This window comes from Pseudomonas sp. HN2 (genome assembly GCF_020736465.1).
Classification (GTDB): domain Bacteria; phylum Pseudomonadota; class Gammaproteobacteria; order Pseudomonadales; family Pseudomonadaceae; genus Aquipseudomonas; species Aquipseudomonas moraviensis_A.
This window is the reverse complement of the sequence record NZ_CP085885.1, coordinates 3,765,773-3,785,384: the sequence shown is the minus strand read 5'-3', so window position 1 is coordinate 3,785,384 and position 19,612 is coordinate 3,765,773. Positions and strand designations below refer to the sequence as shown.

General features: G+C 59.9%; 22 protein-coding genes. 10 read left to right on the top strand and 12 right to left on the bottom strand.

Annotation, left to right across the window (positions count from 1 at the left end):
- The first annotated feature begins 1 nt into the window (after position 1).
- Both serS and cysG read left to right on the top strand, forming a co-directional pair.
- Positions 2 to 1,282, top strand: coding sequence for a serine--tRNA ligase (gene serS / locus LIS66_RS16530; RefSeq protein ID WP_227972605.1), 1,281 nt, complete (start codon positions 2 to 4; stop codon positions 1,280 to 1,282).
- Positions 1,283 to 2,677, top strand: a complete 1,395-nt coding sequence (gene cysG, locus LIS66_RS16525; protein WP_227972604.1) for a siroheme synthase CysG — start codon at positions 1,283 to 1,285, stop codon at positions 2,675 to 2,677.
- A 94-nt stretch (positions 2,678 to 2,771) separates the two neighbouring features.
- Here the strand turns inward: cysG and LIS66_RS16520 are convergent, their stop codons facing one another.
- From LIS66_RS16520 to LIS66_RS16490, 7 genes are all read right to left on the bottom strand, one after another.
- Positions 2,772 to 3,773: a glutathione S-transferase family protein gene (locus LIS66_RS16520; RefSeq protein WP_227972603.1), complete on the bottom strand. Its 1,002-nt coding sequence runs from the start codon at positions 3,771 to 3,773 to the stop codon at positions 2,772 to 2,774.
- 91 nt (positions 3,774 to 3,864) lie between these two features.
- Positions 3,865 to 4,866, bottom strand: a complete 1,002-nt coding sequence (locus LIS66_RS16515) for a glycosyl transferase family protein (RefSeq protein WP_227972602.1) — start codon at positions 4,864 to 4,866, stop codon at positions 3,865 to 3,867.
- Positions 4,863 to 5,198, bottom strand: coding sequence for a TusE/DsrC/DsvC family sulfur relay protein (locus LIS66_RS16510; RefSeq protein WP_016770652.1), 336 nt, complete (start codon positions 5,196 to 5,198; stop codon positions 4,863 to 4,865). Before LIS66_RS16510 ends, LIS66_RS16515 begins: the two co-directional genes overlap by 4 nt.
- Positions 5,195 to 5,488: a sulfurtransferase complex subunit TusB gene (tusB, locus tag LIS66_RS16505; protein ID WP_227972601.1), complete on the bottom strand. Its 294-nt coding sequence runs from the start codon at positions 5,486 to 5,488 to the stop codon at positions 5,195 to 5,197. Before tusB ends, LIS66_RS16510 begins: the two co-directional genes overlap by 4 nt.
- A complete protein-coding gene (gene tusC / locus LIS66_RS16500; RefSeq protein ID WP_042609231.1) occupies positions 5,488 to 5,844 on the bottom strand; it encodes a sulfurtransferase complex subunit TusC in 357 nt (118 codons plus the stop codon). Before tusC ends, tusB begins: the two co-directional genes overlap by 1 nt.
- 2 nt (positions 5,845 to 5,846) lie before the next feature.
- A complete protein-coding gene (tusD, locus tag LIS66_RS16495; protein WP_227972600.1) occupies positions 5,847 to 6,239 on the bottom strand; it encodes a sulfurtransferase complex subunit TusD in 393 nt (130 codons plus the stop codon).
- Positions 6,240 to 6,414: 175 nt separating this feature from the next.
- The gene (locus LIS66_RS16490) at positions 6,415 to 6,744 is read right to left on the bottom strand and encodes a DUF6388 family protein (protein WP_064363627.1); all 330 of its coding nucleotides are present in this window, start codon (positions 6,742 to 6,744) and stop codon (positions 6,415 to 6,417) included.
- A gap of 132 nt (positions 6,745 to 6,876) precedes the next feature.
- Here LIS66_RS16490 and LIS66_RS16485 point away from each other — a divergent pair, with 132 nt between their 5' ends.
- Positions 6,877 to 7,227 carry a hypothetical protein gene (locus LIS66_RS16485; protein ID WP_042609233.1) on the top strand — a complete coding sequence of 117 codons (351 nt, stop codon included), beginning with the start codon at positions 6,877 to 6,879 and terminating at the stop codon, positions 7,225 to 7,227.
- Positions 7,228 to 7,330: 103 nt separating this feature from the next.
- On the opposite strand, the gene LIS66_RS16480 is transcribed toward LIS66_RS16485, so the two are convergent.
- Entirely contained in the window at positions 7,331 to 7,756 is a 426-nt protein-coding gene (locus LIS66_RS16480; protein WP_227972599.1) for a GNAT family N-acetyltransferase, read from the bottom strand.
- Positions 7,757 to 7,907: 151 nt separating this feature from the next.
- Here LIS66_RS16480 and LIS66_RS16475 point away from each other — a divergent pair, with 151 nt between their 5' ends.
- The 3 genes from LIS66_RS16475 to LIS66_RS16465 all read left to right on the top strand — a co-directional run bounded on the left by LIS66_RS16475 (position 7,908) and on the right by LIS66_RS16465 (position 9,889).
- The gene (locus LIS66_RS16475) at positions 7,908 to 8,345 is read left to right on the top strand and encodes a hemerythrin domain-containing protein (RefSeq protein WP_042609235.1); all 438 of its coding nucleotides are present in this window, start codon (positions 7,908 to 7,910) and stop codon (positions 8,343 to 8,345) included.
- Positions 8,346 to 8,566: 221 nt separating this feature from the next.
- The gene (locus LIS66_RS16470) at positions 8,567 to 9,202 is read left to right on the top strand and encodes a lytic polysaccharide monooxygenase auxiliary activity family 9 protein (protein WP_227972598.1); all 636 of its coding nucleotides are present in this window, start codon (positions 8,567 to 8,569) and stop codon (positions 9,200 to 9,202) included.
- 99 nt (positions 9,203 to 9,301) lie between these two features.
- On the top strand, positions 9,302 to 9,889 hold the full coding sequence (locus LIS66_RS16465; RefSeq protein ID WP_065616036.1) for an NUDIX domain-containing protein: 588 nt from the start codon (positions 9,302 to 9,304) through the stop codon (positions 9,887 to 9,889).
- A gap of 75 nt (positions 9,890 to 9,964) precedes the next feature.
- Here LIS66_RS16465 and LIS66_RS16460 read toward each other — a convergent pair whose 3' ends face one another.
- Positions 9,965 to 10,480: a methylated-DNA--[protein]-cysteine S-methyltransferase gene (locus LIS66_RS16460; RefSeq protein ID WP_227972597.1), complete on the bottom strand. Its 516-nt coding sequence runs from the start codon at positions 10,478 to 10,480 to the stop codon at positions 9,965 to 9,967.
- 150 nt (positions 10,481 to 10,630) lie between these two features.
- Between LIS66_RS16460 and ggt the strand changes: the two genes are divergently transcribed.
- The 3 genes from ggt to LIS66_RS16445 all read left to right on the top strand — a co-directional run bounded on the left by ggt (position 10,631) and on the right by LIS66_RS16445 (position 14,735).
- A complete protein-coding gene (ggt, locus tag LIS66_RS16455) occupies positions 10,631 to 12,358 on the top strand; it encodes a gamma-glutamyltransferase (protein WP_042609239.1) in 1,728 nt (575 codons plus the stop codon).
- Positions 12,359 to 12,423: 65 nt separating this feature from the next.
- Complete coding sequence (locus LIS66_RS16450; protein WP_227972596.1) at positions 12,424 to 12,957, top strand: cysteine hydrolase family protein; 534 nt, start codon at positions 12,424 to 12,426, stop codon at positions 12,955 to 12,957.
- Between the two features lie 764 nt (positions 12,958 to 13,721).
- A complete protein-coding gene (locus LIS66_RS16445) occupies positions 13,722 to 14,735 on the top strand; it encodes a lysozyme inhibitor LprI family protein (RefSeq protein ID WP_064363619.1) in 1,014 nt (337 codons plus the stop codon).
- Here the strand turns inward: LIS66_RS16445 and LIS66_RS16440 are convergent.
- Positions 14,705 to 15,046 carry a hypothetical protein gene (locus LIS66_RS16440; RefSeq protein ID WP_064363618.1) on the bottom strand — a complete coding sequence of 114 codons (342 nt, stop codon included), beginning with the start codon at positions 15,044 to 15,046 and terminating at the stop codon, positions 14,705 to 14,707. The genes LIS66_RS16445 and LIS66_RS16440 overlap by 31 nt on opposite strands.
- Positions 15,047 to 15,206: 160 nt before the next feature.
- Between LIS66_RS16440 and LIS66_RS16435 the strand changes: the two genes are divergently transcribed.
- Complete coding sequence (locus LIS66_RS16435) at positions 15,207 to 16,652, top strand: SulP family inorganic anion transporter (protein WP_227972595.1); 1,446 nt, start codon at positions 15,207 to 15,209, stop codon at positions 16,650 to 16,652.
- Here the strand turns inward: LIS66_RS16435 and LIS66_RS16430 are convergent.
- A complete protein-coding gene (locus LIS66_RS16430; protein ID WP_065616041.1) occupies positions 16,620 to 18,842 on the bottom strand; it encodes a response regulator in 2,223 nt (740 codons plus the stop codon). The two genes, LIS66_RS16435 and LIS66_RS16430, sit on opposite strands and share 33 nt — an antisense overlap.
- Before the next feature lie 185 nt (positions 18,843 to 19,027).
- Positions 19,028 to 19,546, bottom strand: a complete 519-nt coding sequence (locus tag LIS66_RS16425) for a carboxymuconolactone decarboxylase family protein (RefSeq protein WP_064363615.1) — start codon at positions 19,544 to 19,546, stop codon at positions 19,028 to 19,030.
- Positions 19,547 to 19,612: the final 66 nt, after the last annotated feature.

The following is a 19,612-nucleotide window of genomic DNA, read 5'->3' as shown; positions in this document are numbered from 1 at the left end:
CATGCTCGATTCCAAACTGTTACGTAGCAACCTTCAGGACGTAGCGGACCGCCTGGCTTCCCGTGGCTTTGCCTTGGACACCGCGCGCATCGAAGCGCTGGAAGAACAGCGCAAGACCGTCCAGACCCGCACCGAAGCACTGCAGGCTGAGCGTAACGCGCGTTCCAAATCCATCGGGCAGGCCAAGCAGCGTGGCGAAGACATCGCGCCGCTGATGGCGGACGTCGAGCGTATGGCGGTCGAACTGAGCGCTGGCAAGGTCGAGCTGGACGCGATCCAGACCGAACTCGATTCGATCCTGCTCGGTATCCCGAACCTGCCGCACGAGTCGGTGCCGGTCGGCAAGGACGAAGACGACAACGTCGAAGTGCGCCGCTGGGGCACGCCAACCCAATTCGATTTCGAAGTGAAAGATCACGTCGCTCTCGGCGAAAAGTTCGGCTGGCTGGACTTCGAAACCGCTGCCAAGCTGTCTGGCGCTCGTTTCGCCTTGTTGCGTGGCCCGATCGCGCGTCTGCATCGCGCGCTGGCACAGTTCATGATCAACCTGCACGTCAACGAGCATGGCTACGAAGAGGCCTACACGCCTTATCTGGTCCAGGCACCGGCACTGCAAGGCACCGGTCAACTGCCGAAGTTCGAAGAAGACCTGTTCAAGATCGCCCGCGAAGGCGAAGCCGATCTGTACCTGATCCCGACTGCTGAGGTATCGCTGACCAACATCGTTGCCGGCGAAATCGTCGATTCGAAGTCGCTGCCGATCAAGTTCGTCGCCCATACCCCGTGCTTCCGTAGCGAAGCCGGCGCGTCGGGTCGCGACACTCGCGGGATGATTCGCCAGCACCAGTTCGACAAGGTCGAGATGGTGCAGATCGTTGAGCCGTCGCAATCGATGGAAGCGCTGGAAGGGCTGACCGCCAACGCCGAAAAAGTCTTGCAACTGCTCTGCCTGCCTTACCGCACCCTGGCACTGTGCACTGGCGACATGGGTTTCAGCGCGGTCAAGACCTACGATCTGGAAGTGTGGATCCCGAGCCAGGACAAATACCGCGAAATCTCTTCGTGCTCGAACTGCGGCGACTTCCAGGCGCGTCGCATGCAGGCGCGTTTCCGTAACCCGGAAACCGGCAAGCCTGAGCTGGTGCACACCTTGAACGGTTCCGGGCTGGCGGTCGGTCGTACCCTGGTTGCCGTGCTGGAAAACTATCAGCAGGCCGACGGTTCCATCCGTGTGCCGGACGTGCTCAAGCCGTACATGGGTGGCCTTGAGGTCATCGGCTAAATGAAATATCTGCCGCTGTTTCACAACCTGCGCGGCAGTCGTGTGTTGGTTGTCGGTGGGGGGGAAATTGCCTTGCGCAAATCCCGCCTGCTGGCCGATGCCGGTGCGCTGCTGCGGGTGGTCGCACCTGAAATCGAAACGCAACTGGCCGAACTGGTCGCTGGCAGCGGCGGTGAATGCCTGTTGCGCGGCTACGTCGAGACGGATCTGGACGGTTGCGGGCTGATCATTGCCGCCACCGACGACGAAACGCTGAATGCGCAAGTCTCCGCCGACGCGCATCGGCGTTGCGTGCCGGTCAACGTGGTCGATGCGCCTGCCCTGTGCAGCGTGATCTTCCCGGCGATCGTCGATCGCTCGCCGTTGATCATCGCCGTCTCCAGCGGCGGCGATGCGCCGGTACTGGCGCGTCTGATCCGCGCCAAGATTGAAACCTGGATTCCCTCTACTTACGGTCAGTTGGCTGGGCTGGCTGCACGTTTCCGCCATCAGGTGAAAAACCTGTTTCCGGATGTGCAGCAGCGTCGTGGCTTCTGGGAAGACGTGTTTCAGGGCCCGATCGCCGATCGGCAACTGGCCGGGCAGGGCGCTGAAGCCGAGCGTCTGTTGCAGGCGAAGGTGGATGGCGAGCCAATGGTCACCACTGGCGAGGTTTATCTGGTCGGTGCCGGCCCGGGTGATCCGGATCTGTTGACCTTTCGCGCACTGCGTCTGATGCAGCAAGCCGACGTGGTGCTCTACGATCGTCTGGTGGCACCGGCGATTCTGGAATTGTGCCGTCGCGATGCCGAGCGGGTGTATGTCGGCAAGCGTCGTTCCGAACATGCGGTGCCGCAGGACCAGATCAACCAGCAACTGGTCGATTTGGCCAAGGCCGGCAAGCGCGTGGTGCGGTTGAAGGGCGGCGATCCGTTTATCTTCGGCCGCGGTGGTGAGGAGATTGAAGAACTCGCCGCTCACGGCATCCCGTTCCAGGTGGTACCCGGGATCACGGCGGCCAGCGGTTGCGCGGCCTACGCGGGGATTCCGCTGACCCATCGCGACCACGCGCAGTCCGTGCGGTTTGTCACTGGGCACTTGAAGGATGGTTCCACCGATCTGCCATGGGCTGACCTGGTGGCCCCGGCGCAGACGCTGGTGTTCTACATGGGCCTGGTGGGGTTGCCGGTCATCTGCGAGCAGTTGATCAGACACGGCCGCGCAGCTGAAACCCCGGCGGCATTGATTCAGCAGGGCACCACGGTCAATCAGCGGGTCTTTACCGGCACGCTGGCCGACTTGCCGCGATTGGTGGCGGAGCATGAAGTGCATGCGCCGACATTGGTAATCGTCGGTGAAGTGGTGCAACTGCGCGAGAAACTGGCCTGGTTCGAAGGGGCGCAGGCGCAAATCTGAGTCAGATGAAAAGATCGCAGCCTTCGGCAGCTCCTACCGAGAAACGCATTCTCATGTAGGAGCTGCCGAAGGCTGCGATCTTTTGCTTTTGTGGTTAGCCCCTGCGCCAAACCCCTTTCCCAATCAACCGCGCCCGATCATGCGCCATGCTGAAATCCTGCTCCGGCCCCTTCGGTACAACGCCCGTCGGGTTAATCGTCTTGTGACTGCCGTAGTAGTGATGCTTGATGTGCTGAAAATCCACTGTCTCGGCAATCCCCGGCCACTGATACATCTCACGCAGCCAGTTCGACAGGTTCGGGTAATCGGCAATCCGCCGCAGGTTGCACTTGAAGTGGCCGTGATACACCGCGTCAAAGCGAATCATCGTGGTGAAAAGACGCACATCGGCTTCGGTCAGGTATTCCCCGCTCAGGTAGCGATTGGCACCCAGCAGTTGCTCAAGATGATCCAGCTCGGCAAATACTTCATCGAATGCCTGTTCGTAGGCCTGCTGCGACGTGGCAAAACCGGCGCGGTAGACACCGTTGTTCACCGCTGGATAGATCCGTTCGTTCAGCGCATCGATCTCATTGCGTAGCGGCTCTGGGTAAAAGTCCAGATCGTTGCGGGTGAGATCGTCGAACGCGCTGTTGAACATGCGGATGATTTCCGCTGATTCATTGCTGACGATGCGCTTGAGTTTCTTGTCCCACAGCACTGGCACCGTCACACGCCCGGTGTAGTCAGGCGTGTCAGCGGTATAGCGCTGATGCATGAATTCGAAGCCATCAAGCTTGTCACCGGTCGAGCCGAGCGCCTTGTCAAAGGTCCAGCCGTTTTCCAGCATCAGCCAGCTGACGACCGAAACGCCGATCAGGCTTTCCAGCCCTTTGAGTTTGCGCAGGATCAGCGTGCGATGCGCCCAAGGGCAGGCAAGGGAAACGTAGAGGTGGTAGCGCCCGGCTTCGGCAGCAAAACCGCCTTCACCGCTGGGGCCGGGCTGGCCGTCGCTGGTTACCCAGTTGCGTCGTTGCGCTTGCTCGCGCTGGAATGCGCCGTCCTTGCTGCTTTCGTACCACTTGTCCTGCCAGTGGCCGTCGACGAGTAAACCCATGATCAAGACTCCCAAAACCAATATGCGTTGGAGTCGAGTCTATTCCGATGAGTTCGAACAAAAAGCGCAAAGATCGGGCGTTAATGATCGGTTAGATCGATGTGTTGCGTGCTGCCCAATATTGCTCGGCGGTGATGAACGCCTGTTCACGATTTTGACCAAGGCCGCGCAGGGCGAGGGCCATGGTCGCAATCAAGGCCATTTGCGGGTAACTGTCGACCACGTCGCCACGCCACACGGCTTTCAAGTGTTCGATGTCCAGCGAGGCGGGTTTGACGTGGCGTTGCGCTGACAACTGTGGCCATTCTTCGTCCCAGCTCTGACCGCCGGTTGTGCCGTAGAGATGGCTGGTCGCGTCGGGGTTGATCTCGATTTCACCGCCGTCGCCCTTGACCACGATCGCCGTATCGCCAAGCAAACCGCTGGCATCGCGGTGCACCGCCTGGTAGCCCGGATGGAAAATGCTTTGCAGGCCACAACGCGCGCCCAGCGGATTGAGAATCCGCGCCAGCGAGTGGATCGGTGAACGCAGGCCGAGGGTGTTGCGCAGATCGATCATCTTCTGCAACTGCGGCGCCCAGTCCACCAGCGGCATAAAGGCCAGGCCGCCGTTGTCCAGTGCCGTTCCGACCTGCTGCCAGTTGCGGCACAGGGGAATGTTCAGTTCGCCCAGCAGTTGTTCGCTGTACAGGCGCCCGGCCGTGTGCGCACCGCCGCCATGCATGAAGATGCGCACGCCATTCTGTGCGAGACATTTGGCTGCCAGCAGGTACCACGGCAGATGGCGTTTTTTGCCGGCGTAGGTCGGCCAGTCCAGATCGACATTCATTGCCGGCGCCTGCAAGCGTTCGCGCAGAGCCTCGGTGAAACCGGCCATTTCCTCGACGCTTTCTTCCTTGTGCCGCAGCAACATCAGGAAGGCGCCGAGTTGCGTATCTTCAACCTGATCGTCAAGCACCATGCCCATCGCCTCGCGGGCTTCCTCACGCGTCAGGTCGCGGGCGCCGCGTTTGCCTTTGCCGAGAATCCGTACGAATTGCGCGAACGGATGCTCGGCAGGCGTTTCGAGGGTCAATGCTGGAAAGTCGGTCATAGGCAATTCGTTGGTTTGGGCAGGCCCGCCAGCTTCGCGGCGAGTTTGGCAGGGGTGCCTTTGAACAGTCGATTCAAGTGCAGACTGTTGCCTTTGTCCGCGCCGAGCTTCAACGCGGTGTACTTGATCAGCGGCCGCGTGGCCGGGGACAGCTGGAACTCGGCGTAGAAGCTGCGCAGCAGTTCGAGGACTTCCCAGTGTTCGGGGGTCAACTCGATGTCCTCGGCGGCGGCAAGGGCGCTGGCGACTTCGGCCGACCAGTCGCTGAGGTCGACGAGAAAGCCGTCTTTGTCCAGTTCGATGGCGCGGGCGCCGACGGTCATCGAATTCATAGCCAGCTGTTGACCTTGGCGTGACGGACCGACAGCTCGACGAAGGCCGGATAATCGATGGCTTCAGCCCAATCCGGAACCTCGATCGCACGGGCCTGAGCGTCCTCAACCAATACAAACAGATTGACTGGCCGTGCTTGCAGGGCAGAGAACGGCACAGTATCCGGTCGCAGGGCATACACCGCATCACCGGACAGCAAAACCGCATCGGCGCTGCCGAGCAGGCGCAGGCAACTGGTCAGGCGGTCGTCGCCGAACGGGGAATGAGACAACACATGCAAAGTCGACATCAGAGGGTGATCACCTGGTCGTAACGGTCAATAAGGGCGGTGATTTGATCGGTGGCAAGCGGCTGCGCTTCGTCCAGCGACAGTTGGCCAAGACCGCGCGCGTGGGCGCTTTCTGCGCAATAGAACAGCTCCTCGACACCAAACATCGGCAACGCCTGCAGGTTGGCGCTGAGGTCTTTCTGCTGCAGGGCCTTGGCGTTCTGCCCGGCGGCCAGTTGCAGCACGCCGTCATCGAGAAACAGCAGGCCGATCGGCAGATCGAAGGCGCCCCCGGCCAGCACTATGTCCAGCGCTTCCCGCGCGCCGGGGCCGGACCAGGGCGATTGGCGACTGATGATCAACAGCGATTTGGCCATGTTCACGCGCCTCCGAAACAGACGAGACGGTCAGCGTCCTGCACGGCGTCGTGCAACTGACCAAGACCGGACAATTCCCACGGCGCGCTGAGCGAAATCGCATCACGCTGGTAACGCTTGGCTTCTTCTTCGTTCAATACACCACGGCGAAGCGCGGCGGCGATGCAAACCACGCCATCGAGTTGCTCATCGTTGATGAAGGCGCGCCATTGCTTGGGCAAGTCCAGTTCATCCTGTGGAGTCACTACTGCATCGGAGGCGTTGAACACGCCGTCCTGATAGAAAAACAGCCGGACAATCTCGTGCCCGCCGGCCAGCGCGGCCTGGGCAAACAGCAGGGCACGGCGCGAGGAGGGCGCATGGGCGGCGGAAAACAGCGCAATGGCGAACTTCATGATGGACTCGATCAGCGAAACTGCGGCCATGATAAAGCTTTATTGCAGCAGCCGCGAAACCTCAGTTTTACGCGATGCCCTTGTAGGAGTGAGCCTGCTCGCGATAGCGGTGTGTCATCCACAAAACGTTCGCTGACACACCGCTATCGCGAGCAGGCTCACTCCTACAGGAAAGCTACGGGGTAATGCCGTAAAGATCGCAATACTCGATCCAGTCCAACCCCGCCATTTCCGCCACCTCGCGATGCACCTCGAGCCGTTGTGCCTGATACTCCTCCGGCGAATCAGCGGTCAACTGCAACGTCAGTTCCCAGGCGAACAACCCCTGTCTTTCCGCCTCTTCTTCAAACGCCTCATGCAGGCGTTCTTCGCGATACTGCGCCTGGGTTTCCCCCTTCGCCTGAGCCAGCAGCGGGTTGAGATGGTCGAGGGTTTCACGCAGTTCGGGTCGTGCTTCGAGAAACAATTTCAGAGCGTGTTCATGTCGCTGGTCGCTAGGCGCCATGTAATTTCCTTGTGTGGCTGAAGATGTAGGGTGGCGCAGTTGCTCGCGCATGTCGCGCATAAAAACAGTAAAGCAGAACGATTTGCCGCCTTGCAGTGCTACAGTCCGCTTTTTTCTCGATGAGCGAATGCAATGCGAATGCTGATGGTAGCGCTGGCGGCGGCCCTGTTGGCCGGGTGCGCCGGTTCGGTGATGAACGACGCTCGTACCAAGAGCCCTGACAAGGTCCTGACCTCGGACAAGCCGGAGAAAGACGTCGCCCAGTGCGTGCAATTCGCCTGGCAGGACGAGGCGGTATTCGGCGTCGACGCGGCGGCCTATCTGGAACCGCGCAAGTCCGGCGGCACGACGGTCTACACCCGCTCGGCGGAGTCGTTCGTCGATGTGATCACCGAAGCCTCCGGTACGACCCTCAACTACTACGCGCAGCAGGATGATTTTGTCGCGATGCGGCGGATGGCGGCGATGGCGACCTGCCTCTGATTGGGTGTCGAGGCGACTGGCGCTTTCGCGAGCAGGCTCGCTCCCACAAGTTGAAATGCATTCCAATTTGGGAGCGAGCGTGCTCGCGAAGACGACGGCGCAATCAGTCAATCAGGCGCTTCTGAAAGAAATGCCGCTTGTGTCCCGGTGGATAGTCAACGATCTCACCGAACTGGCTGAAGCCCAGTTTCTGGTAAAACTCCGGCGCCTGAAAGTCGAAGGTGTCGAGCCAGATTCCGTAGCAATTCTTCTCTTCAGCCAATGCTTGTGCCTGAGCCATCAATTGGGAGCCAATCCCCTGTCCTCGCCCTTGTTCCGGTACTGACAGGAGATCGATGAACATCCAGCGCAAAGTCATTCGTCCGTATAAACCGCCCAGTATCGCGCCATGCTCATCTTTGACCATCAAGGCGAACGGCTCTGTTTTCGATATGCCGGTTTTCGCGTCGTTGTATTCAATCAATGGTTGAAGAATGGCCTGGCGCTGTTCCTCGGTAGGATTCTGCGTCAACTCGATACGCAAATTCATGCATGACTTCCTTGTGTAATGGAGCGTCCAGCCTAACGCGTCCATGCAGGCGCCTCCAAGCCCTTCGATCAAACCAGCGGAACCGTCAAACGAGCGCTGCGGTCTAGGCTTCATCGCGCCTTTCCCTGAGCGCGATTGATGAGGAAATCCCGTGAATATTTTTGAAGCCCTGCGCGAAAGCCACGAGCGCCAGCGCGCTTACGCCAAGGCGCTGATCGCGACAAGCGGCGACAGCCCTGAGCGGGTCGAGGCCTACAAACAGCTCAAAGCAGAACTGCAAGCCCATGAAACCGCCGAAGAGCGGCACTTCTACATCCCGCTGATGGCAATCGACGAAGGCGTTGATCTGAGCCGCCACGCCATCTCCGAGCACCATGAAATGGACGAGATGATGGAAGAACTCGACGAGACCGAGATGTCCAGCCCAGCGTGGCTGGCCACGGCGAAGAAGCTTTCCGACAAGGTCCATCACCACCTCGAGGAAGAAGAGCACAAATTCTTCCAGATGGCCGGCAAGCTGCTCGACGATAACCAGAAAACGCAACTCGCCGGACAGTACGAAAAGGAGTACCAGGCGCAACTGTCTTGAATCGACCAAGGGCGATTTCGTCAACTCAGCGTGTAGGCGTTCAGCCACACGTTGAGTGCGATGCTTCGTCGATCACTGGTTATCCATCCAGTGTTTACGGGTTTTTTGCGTTTTGTATGATCACGCTGCGACAAAAGCGCCAATGGACAAAAAAACCGTCTCCGTTAGCTTGAAGGCCTCTCCTCGGGAAGGAGAGTTCTCAAATCAACGGAGTGAAAAACATGAATCAGGCAATCCCACAAACCGAACTGAAGCACGGTCGCGTCATCTCACCCGCCAGTCGCGGTGCTGTCGCCATTGACCTTGGCTTGCTCGGCGGCTGGCAGGTCAATGAAATGGAAGGCGGCAAGAACTTCCCGGCAATTGAGGCCGGACCGTTTCCTTCGCCTTTCGAAACCGACTCTGCCAGCGTCGCGCCGCCAGCCGACGGCTACATTCTCAGCGGCGGCAAGACCGATGCCCGCGATTGTGTGAACTACACCAGTGACGAAATGAGCAAGAAGCTCGGTCGTTCCTTCAACTGGCCGCTGCTCAATGTCGATCCGGGCCAGATCCTCAAGGTCAGTTGGACCTACACCGCGCCGCACACCACCCGTGGTTATCGCTGGTTGATCACCCGGGAAGGCTGGGATCCTCAGCAACGGATCACGCGTGCACAACTGGAAGCACAGCCTTTCTTCGAAGACTTCTACCCGCAGGTGCCTTATTACAGTCATGCCGGTGAGTTGAAGGCGAAGGTCGATCATGAAGTGAAGCTGCCGGCGAACAAGAGGGGCCATCACGTCATTGTGCTGATGTGGATCGTCGCCAACACCGGCAACGCCTTCTATCAGGCCTTCGACGTCGACTTCCAGTAACAGCGGACGCTGAGCGAGCCCGGTAGCGCTGCCGGGCTTTTGTTGTCGGCGCAATTGTCCGACCATGGCAGCTCACACATGAAGACAGGATCAGACGCGATGTCCAACACAGCCGAACGGGTCAACATCGTCGACACTCAAGTGTTGTCCCACGACTGGTATCTGCTGAAGAAAATCACCTTCGATTACCACCGCAACAACGGTGAGTGGCAACGTCAGACTCGCGAGGTTTACGACCGGGGCAACGGCGCGGCGATTCTGCTGTTCAACCGCGAAAAGCGCACGGTGGTATTGACCCGCCAGTTCCGCTTGCCGGTGTTCGTCAATGGCCATGACGGTTTGCTGATCGAGGTGGCGGCGGGTTTGCTCGAAGGTGCCGCGCCCGAGCAACGCATTCGTGACGAAGCCGAGGAGGAAACCGGATACCGAGTGCATGAAGTGAAGAAGGTGTTCGAGGCGTATATGAGCCCCGGCTCGGTGACCGAGAAGCTGCACTTCTTTATCGCCGAATACGACGCGGCGTCCAAAGTCAGCGACGGTGGCGGCCTGGAAGAAGAAACCGAAGAACTGGAAGTGCTCGAGTGGGGGTTCGATGAGGCGCTGGCGGCATTCCAGCGCGGCGACATCTGCGATGCCAAGACCATCATGTTGTTGCAGTACGCAGCGATGAACAAGCTGTTCGCTTGATGAACATCGCAGCCTTCAACGCATCTTCATGTAGGAGCCGCCGAAGGCTGCGATCTTCTGATCTTTCTTGAATGGCTAAAACAGATCGCCGGTTTTACCGATCTGCGCCCACTGGCCACCCTCAAGCGTCAGCAAGCGCTCTTTAGCGTCAAGCCCACCGGCGAAGCCAGTCAGTTTCCCCGAAGCGCCGATCACCCGATGACACGGCGCAACAATGGAAATCGGATTGCGCCCGTTGGCGGCGCCGACCGCTCGAACCGCTGCCGGATGGCCAATCTGCGCAGCAATCTGGCTGTAGGTGCGCGTCTCGCCGAAGGGAATGGTCAGCAGTGCCGCCCAGACTTTTTTCTGGAATTCACTGCCGACAAATTCCAGCTCCAGATCGAAGCAATTTCGTGTGCCGGCAAAGTATTCATCGAGTTGCCGAGCGGTCAGCATGAGGATCGGATTGTCCGGCGCTTCGCTCATCGGCCCAAGCCGCACCCGGTTCGGTTTGTCGTTTTCCCAGAGGATGGCCGCGAGTCGACTGCCGTTCGCGACCAGCTTCAATGCGCCGACCGGCGAGGGCAGGGTGATGAACGTATAAGGCATGACGGCGACTCCGGAGCGGGGGCGATAACGCGGTCAGCATACTGGCTGAACGGGGAGGCGCAATACGCAAAGCCGACCATACTGCTTGTTGCTCCTGAAGCGTTGCCCTGCGTTTCGCGCAGTCCCCAAAAACAAAAAAGAGATCGACTCATGAAGTACGAACCTTTGGCCAGATCGCTCATTGCGACTTCCCTGGCGCTCAGCTGTCTCATGGCTCATGCGGCATCGGTGGCGCCGGTTGCGGCGGAAAACGGCATGGTCGTCACCGCGCAGCATCTGGCGACCCACGTTGGCGTCGATGTGTTGAAAAACGGCGGCAATGCCGTGGATGCGGCTGTGGCCGTGGGCTATGCACTGGCGGTGGTCTACCCGGCTGCGGGCAACCTTGGCGGTGGCGGGTTCATGACCATTCAACTGGCGGACGGGCGCAAGACCTTTCTCGATTTCCGTGAGAAAGCTCCGCTGGCAGCGACAGCGAACATGTATCTGGACAAGGAAGGTAACGTCATTCCGGACCTGAGTACTCGCGGTCACTTGGCGGTGGGCGTACCGGGCACGGTGTCGGGCATGGAGCTGGCCCTGAGCAAATACGGGACCAAACAGCGCAAGGAGATGATCGCCCCGGCGATCAAGCTGGCCGAAGACGGTTTTGAACTGCAGCAGGGCGATGTCGAACTGCTCGAATACGCGACGGATGTGTTCAAGAAGGACATGCGCGATTCCGGCTCGATTTTCCTCAGCAACGGCGAGCCGATGCAGGTCGGGCAGAAACTGGTGCAAAAGGATCTGGCGAAAACCCTGCGGACGATTTCCGACAAGGGCGCCGACGGCTTCTACAAAGGCTGGGTCGCCGATGCCATCGTCACCTCCAGCCAAGCCAACACGGGCATCATCACCCAAGCTGATCTGGACAAGTACAAGACTCGCGAACTGGCCCCGGTGGAGTGTGATTATCGCGGTTACCACGTGGTCTCGGCGCCGCCGCCAAGCTCCGGCGGGGTGGTGATCTGCCAGATCATGAACATCCTCGAAGGCTATCCGATGAAGGATCTGGGCTTCCATTCGGCTCAGGGCATGCACTACCAGATCGAAGCCATGCGCCACGCGTACGTCGATCGCAACAGCTACCTCGGCGATCCGGATTTCGTGAAGAATCCGATCGAGCACCTGCTGGACAAGAACTATGCGACCAAACTGCGCAACGCCATCCAGCCGCAAAAGGCCGGCGTATCGGCTGAACTCAAGCCCGGTGTAGCGCCCCATGAAGGCAGCAATACCACGCACTATTCGATCGTCGACAAGTGGGGCAATGCTGTCTCGGTCACTTACACGCTCAATGACTGGTTCGGTGCGGGCGTGATGGCGAGCAAGACCGGGGTGATCCTCAACGACGAAATGGACGACTTCACCTCCAAGGTCGGCGTGCCGAACATGTACGGGCTGGTCCAGGGCGAAGCCAATGCCATTGCCCCGGGCAAGGCACCGCTGTCGTCGATGAGTCCGACCATCGTCACCAAGGACGGCAAAGTGGTCATGGTGGTTGGCACGCCGGGCGGCAGCCGGATCATTACTGCGACCTTGCTGACCATGCTCAACGTCATCGACTACGGCATGGGCCTGCAGGAAGCAGTCGACGCGCCGCGCTTCCATCAGCAGTGGATGCCGGAAGAAACCAACCTCGAAGACTTCGCAGCCAGCCCGGATACGCGAAAGATCCTTGAAAGCTGGGGCCACAAGTTTGCCGGCCCGCAGGATCCCAACCATATCGCCGCGATTCTGGTTGGCGCACCGTCGCTGGATGGCAAACCGGTTGGCAAGAACCGCTTTTACGGCGCCAATGATCCACGGCGCAATACCGGCTTGTCATTGGGTTACTGAGCGGAGTAAAAAGGGGCGGGCTCAAGTCCGCCCCATCTTCAAGGACTGATCAAGGAAGGCTCGACATGACCACCGCATTACTGATCATCGACGTCCAGCAGGCGCTGTGTGCTGGTGAGTATCAGTGTTTTGAGATCGACCGCGTGATCGCCACGATCAATGGTCTGAGCCAGCGCGCCCGGGACGCCGGCGTTCCGGTAGTGCTGATTCAACACGAGGAGAAGGACAGCCCGTTGGCTTACCAAGCCGAAGGTTGGCAACTGGCCGAAGGGCTGGAGACATCACCGCAAGACCTGCGTGTACGCAAAACCACCGGGGATTCTTTCTATCAGACCGACCTCGGCAAGCTGCTGCCCAGCGAAGATTTCGAGCGGCTGATCATCTGCGGCCTGCAAACCGACTACTGCGTCAACGCCACGGTGCGCAGCGCGCATACGCTGGGCTACGACATCGTGGTTGCGGGAGACGCGCATTCGACAGTCGACAACGGCACCATGAGCGCCGACGACATCATTGCCCAACACAACAAGGACTTCGCCCAGCTCACCAGCTCCGTAGCGCGAATCGACGTCAAACTTGCAGCCGACATCACCTTCTAAACGTACTCACCCCACCTTGCGGGTTGCCGGGGATGGCGGGTGTAGCGCGAAATCCTGTGGGAGTGGGCTTGCTCACGAAGGCGGCAGGTCAGGCGATTTATCTGTGGCTGACACACCGCTTTCGCGAGCAGGCTCGCTCCCACATTGGTTTTGTGGGTTGCCGGGGATGGCGGGTGTAGCGCTAAATCCTGTGGGAGTGGGTTTGCTCACGAAGGCGGCAGGTCAGGCATTTTATCTGTGGCTGACACACCGCTTTCGCGAGCAGGCTCGCTCCCACATTGGTTTTGTGGGTTGCCGGGGATGGCGGGTGTAGCGCGAAATCCTGTGGGAGTGGGCTTGCTCACGAAGGCGGCAGGTCAGGCATTTTATCTGTGACTGACACACCGCTTTCGCGAGCAGGCTCGCTCCCACATTGGTTTTGTGGGTTGCCGGGAATGGAGGGGGTAGCGCTAAATCCTGTGGGAGTGGGCTTGCTCACGAAGGCGGCAGGTCAGGCGATTTATCTGTGACTGACACACCGCTTTCGCGAGCAGGCTCGCTCCCACATTGGTTTTGTGGGTTGCCGGGAATGGAGGGGGTAGCGCTAAATCCTGTGGGAGTGGGCTTGCTCACGAAGGCGGCAGGTCAGGCGATTTATCTGTGACTGACACACCGCTTTCGTGAGCAGGCTCGCTCTCATAATGTGACCGCGTGCGCTACGAGAACGGCGATTTCCGGCAGCAGCACTGGCATACTCCCCGCCATCCGAAGAATGGAATCTCTCGATGTTCGCTATCTCCTTGCGTAACGCCTTGGCGCTGGCAGCTCTCGCCCTTGCCTGCACCGCCCACGCCAGCAGTTTCGATTGCACCAGCGCCGCCAGCAAAACCGAAACAGCCATCTGCAACGACCCGTACCTCTCGAGCCTCGACGACAAACTCGCTGAGCAATGGCGGACCACTCTGGACAAAGTTGCCGATCCCAAAACCCTGAAAACCGACCAACGCCAATGGCTGAAAAACCGTAACGCTTGTGGTGCCCTGGGCGCGTGTCTGCGTCGCGAATACCTGATGCGCCTCACCGAACTCGAACATGCGGTTAAGCCGTTCAGTTGGGATGCCACATGGCAATTGATCCCGCCAGGCACCTCAACCTCGGCGACCATCGTTACCCAGCGTCGCGATGCTACGCATATCGACATCGATGTATCAGCAGGCGAGGGAGCCAATTCCGGCGATCTGACTGGAGTTGCCGTACTCAAAGATGGAATAGCCGTTTACGCCGCGGACGCCTGCAAACTCACCTTCACACCCATCAATGGCGTACTGACCGTCGCGCAAAGCGGTGCGGATTCCGACTGCGGCGGTGGCATGGGCGTGTATTACGCCGGTCGGTATATTGCCTCCGAACAACCGCTGACGCTGGATTACGATCTGCTCAGCCTGGGCCTTGCCCGCACGACCGCGGAGGATCAGGCGCTGCGTTCGTTGCTCAAGGCCGACTACCAGAAACTGGTAGAGACCTCGGGTTCCTTGCAGGTCGGCGAGGCCTCAAAAGATGTGCCTGATGCTCGGGTGGTAGAAATGTGGATGCGTGGTCTGGGCGACATCGGCATCCTGATGAGTGCCGCCGATGCGCAGGTCTGGCTGATCTTCAAAAGCTACGATGACCAGGGCCATGAACATCTGCGGTACTACACCAACGTAACGAAGTGGAAGTATCGGCTGCCTGATGTGCTGCAAGGCTGGTACGACCGCATGCAGGAAAATCATTCACCGATTCTGGAAATGGTGCCCTGAACGTCGAGCCGATTCGCCTCACGCAGCAAACGCTCGATTTGCGCCAGTTCCCACGTGCTGAGCAGACTCACCGGGTCAGTGCCATAACGCTGCCATGTGTTCAGCGTCGCTTCGTCCCCGGCGCAGTTGCGAGCGGATTCACAGTGATGCAAGTGTCCCTCGGTGAAATCCAGCAGCAAACGCCAGCCCTCGATATCCACGGCAATCAGCCCGGATTCGGAAATCACCTCGCAGACTTCGAACGCAAGCACACCCAGCGCAGCATCGCGCAGACGCTGACACACATCCCGGGCGGACAAAAACGCTGACATGCTGCAACTCGATTCAATGGACAAGCCAGCAAGGATAAGGCCAGAGCCAACCCATGTCAGCGTTTCACTGGCCCGAGGCCGAACAATTCCGTAACATTCGCCTCCCTCTTTTTTCGCGAAAACGGCGGCCGTGCCCGACGGCCGCTCAGTCAGGTAAGCCATGAAACCGATTCGTCTGCGCGCCGATGTCCTGGCCGGACTCACCACCTCCTTTGCCCTGTTGCCCGAATGCATAGCCTTCGCGCTGGTGGCGCACCTCAACCCGCTGATGGGCCTGTACGGGGCCTTCATTATCTGCACGCTGACGGCGTTGTTCGGCGGCCGACCGGGCATGGTCTCCGGCGCGGCGGGGTCGATGGCGGTGGTAATCGTCGCGCTGGTGGTGCAACACGGCGTGCAGTATTTGCTGGCGACGGTGCTGCTCGGCGGTCTGATCATGATGGCGTTCGGGCTGTTGCGCCTGGGCAAACTGGTGCGCATGGTGCCGCATCCGGTGATGCTCGGTTTCGTCAATGGCCTGGCGATTATCATTGCCCTGGCGCAACTGGAGCATTTCAAAAGCGGCGAGCACTGGCTCAGCGGTACGCCGTTGTACCTGATGACCGGGCTGGTGCTGCTGACCATGGCCATCGTTTATATCCTGCCGCGCCTGACCAAAGCGGTGCCGCCGGCACTGGTGGCGATTCTTGGCGTTGGTCTGCTGGTCTACCTGTTCGGCCTGCCGACCCGCACCCTCGGTGACATGGCGCACATCGCCGGAGGTCTGCCGACCTTCGCTTTGCCGGACATTGCATGGAATTTCGAAACCCTGCGCATCATTGCCCCGTACGCGATCCTGATGGCGATGGTCGGCCTGCTGGAAACCCTGCTGACACTGAACCTGACCGACGAAATCACCGAGACTCGTGGCTACCCGGATCGCGAGTGCGTGGCGCTCGGCGCGGCGAACATGGTGTCCGGCGCGTTCGGCGGCATGGGCGGTTGCGCGATGATCGGTCAGACCGTGATCAACCTCAGCTCCGGCGGCCGCGGGCGCTTGTCCGGCGTGGTCGCGGGTTTGTTGATTCTGTTGTTCATTCTGTTTCTGTCGCCGCTGATCGAGCGCATTCCGCTGGCAGCACTGGTGGGGGTGATGTTCGTGGTGTCGCAACAGACCTTTGCCTGGGCGTCGTTGCGGGTGATCAACAAGGTGCCGCTGCACGATGTGCTGGTGATCATCGCCGTGACCACTATCACTGTGTTTACCGACCTGGCGACGGCGGTGCTCTGCGGGATCATCATCGCCGCGCTCAACTTTGCCTGGCAGCAGGCGCGCGAACTGTACGCCGATGAACATCTGGAGGCCGATGGCAGCAAACTCTATCGCCTGCACGGCACGCTGTTCTTTGCCTCGACCACGCCGTTTCTCAACCAGTTCGATCCGGCCAACGATCCGGCCAAAGTCACTCTCGACTGCCGGCATTTGAGCTTTGTCGATTACTCGGCGATTGCCGCGTTGAAAACCCTGCGGGAACGCTACGCCAAGGCCGGCAAGCAGCTACAGGTGTTTCATCTGTCGGAACGCTGCAAGAAATTACTCAAGCGCGCTGGCGTCGCTCACGACTGACGTCGCGGGCGTTGCCCAGGTCTTGCCGAGAATCCGCGAGACCTGTTCAGCGGAGTAGGGTTTGGCAAGAAATTCGAAACCTTCATAACCACTGCGCGCCAGTTCTTCGCTGTAACCGGAAGTCAGAATCACCGGCAGATCCGGACGGCGCTGGCGCAGCTCTTTAGCCAATGCGACGCCGGTAATGCCCGGCATGACCACGTCGGAAAACACTGCATCGAACGCCATGGCATCGCTGCCCGCCAGTTGCAGGGCTTCCTCGGCGTTGGTCGCCCACGCAGTTTCATAGCCCAGGTCCTGGAGGATCTGATTGGCGAAACGGCCGACGTCCAGGTTGTCCTCGACCACCAGCACCCGGCGCTTTTCGCAGGCCGGCTGCACCTCGCCATCGTCCTCGGAGTCGTCCACTTCAGCCTCGTTCGCTGGCACTTGCGGCAGATACAAGGTGAACTCGGTGCCTTGGCCGAGCACGCTGGAGACGTCGACGTTGCCCCCTGACTGCTTGGCGAAGCCGAATACTTGCGACAGTCCCAGCCCCGTGCCCTTGCCGACAGGCTTGGTGGTGAAGAACGGTTCGAAGATGTGTTCCAGGGTGTGCGCCTCAATGCCGGCCCCGGTGTCGGCGAGGGCGATCGACACGAAGTGGCTGCTTGAACCGGCATGGCCGCGAATCGACGGCAGCGGTATGTGGCATTCCAGGCGCAGTTTCAGTTCGCCCTGGCCGTTCATGGCGTCGCGAGCGTTAAGCGCAATATTGATCAACGCGGTTTCGAACTGACTGAGATCGACGCGGATGTAGCAGGGATGAGCGGGGCGTTCGACGCACACATGAATCTGCGCGCCGGTGACCGATTCGAGCATGTCGCCGATGTTGGCCAGACGCTCCCCGGCATCGACCACTTGCGGGTTGAGCGGCTGGCGCCGAGCGAAAGCGAGCAACTGGCTGGTCAGTTTGGAGGCACGCTCGACCGTGTCGGAAACCGCACGCATATAACGTTGGCGGCGTTCCTCCGGCAGGTTGGGCTGACGCAGAAAGTCCACTGACGAACGAATGATTGTCAGCAGATTGTTGAAGTCATGGGCCACGCCGCCGGTCAATTGACCGATGGCTTCGAGCTTTTGCGACTGGCGTAGCGCCGATTCCGCCTGGGCCAGGCGCAGGCTGCGTTCTTCGACCCGTTGCTCCAGCGTCGCATTGAGTTCAGCCAGGGCCAACAGACCTTCGCGCACATTGGCGTCGGCGCGCACCCGCTCGATGTGCGCCCAACACCGTTCGGTCACTTCGCTCATCAATGCCTGCTCAAAGCGCGACCAGACGCGCGGTACCTTGTCGTGGACGGCCATCAGCGCAGTCAGGCGGCCCTGCTTGATCAGTGGTACACAAATCGTCGCGGTGATGCCGATGGCCTGAAAGGTCGCCGACTCTTCAGGCGGCAGTTCGCTACGGTTGTCGTGGATGACCAGCGGCTCCCCGGCGCGCAGAAGACGTACAGCCTTCTCACCGAAATCGCGCAAGCGGTAGTGCCCGACGATGCTGGGCGAGCCCGGCGCGGCATAGTCGCCGCGAATGGTGAAGCCATCCTCATCGGCATCCATGTCGGCGTAAGCGCAGTTGGACAATTGCAATTGCTCGACCATCAGCCGCGTGCTCGCCGCCAGGATTGCTTGCGCATCGGTGGCATTGGTCACCGCGTTGCCGATGGCGTCGAGTACTGCCAGGCGTTGATTGAGATAGACGGTTTGGGTGGTCTCGGTGACCGTGTCGAGCATGCCCACGACATTGCCCAGCGAGTCACGAATCGGGCTGTAGCAGAAGGTGAAGAACGCCTGCTCCGGCCCGCTGCCGCGCTCGATGTTGAGGGCAAAGTTTTCGATATAGGTAGCGTGGCCGGCAAATGCCGCCTCGGCGATCGGTCTGATCTCATGCCAGGCTTCTTTCCAGATGTCGCTGAAAGGCCGTCCCAACGCCTGTGGCTTGTCGCCGAGAATCGGCACGAAGGCGTCGTTATACAGGGTGATCAGCTGCGGGCCCCAGACGATCGCCTGAGGAAAATGTGAGGCAAGACTGAGCGAGACGGTGGTCTTGAGCACATCGGGCCAGTGTTCCAACGGGCCGAGGGGCGTTTTCGCCCAGTCGTGACGGCGGATCTGCCCCGCCATCTCGCCGTTGTCTTGCAACCAGTCTGTCATGGGGTTCGTGTCTTCCCGGGCATTTGTCAGAGAACAAAGACCTGCGCGCAGGGTGTTTGGTTTCAGCGCACCAGACACTGTTTGCGCTACGAGTTTTCTGACATACATCATGGCAGCAAAAAACAGCGCTGGCGAAAAGAGCATCTTTTCGCCAGCGGATTTTTCTTCAGTTCGTGAGCGACTGCTCAGGCCTCGACGGCCGGGAAGTCAATGTCGGTCAGCGCAGTGTTGTTCAGGTAATTAGTCAGCGTCTGCACGGCTACCAGAGCAATCACTTCGATGATCTTGCGGTCATCGATACCGGCGGCGCGGGCAGCGGCCAATTGTGCGTCGCTCAAGTGGCCACGGGTTTCAGTCAACTGGCGGGCGAGGGCGGCGTAGGCATTCAGTTCGCCGTGACGTGCCGCGACGATGTCCTGTGTCGACAGCCCGGCCTTGCCGGCGAACACGGTGTGTGCGGACAGGCAGTAGTCGCAGCCGTTGACCTGCGAAGTGGCGAGATAAATCGCTTCTTTCTCTTGGGCGCTGAGTGAGGTCTTGCCCAGGATCGCCGAGGCTTGCAGGTAGGTGTCGAGTGCAACCGGTGCCTGGGCGAGGGTGGTGAAGACGTTGGGCAGGAAACCGATTTTTTTCTTCACGCCTTCCAGTGCAGGACGGACGGCGTCGGTGGCGGTGTCGAGGCTGATTGCAGGGATGCGGCTCATGGTGATTCTCCAGATTGCGCGGCGAAGTGCCGCGGCGATGGAGAGATCTTAGGGATTGCCGATAGC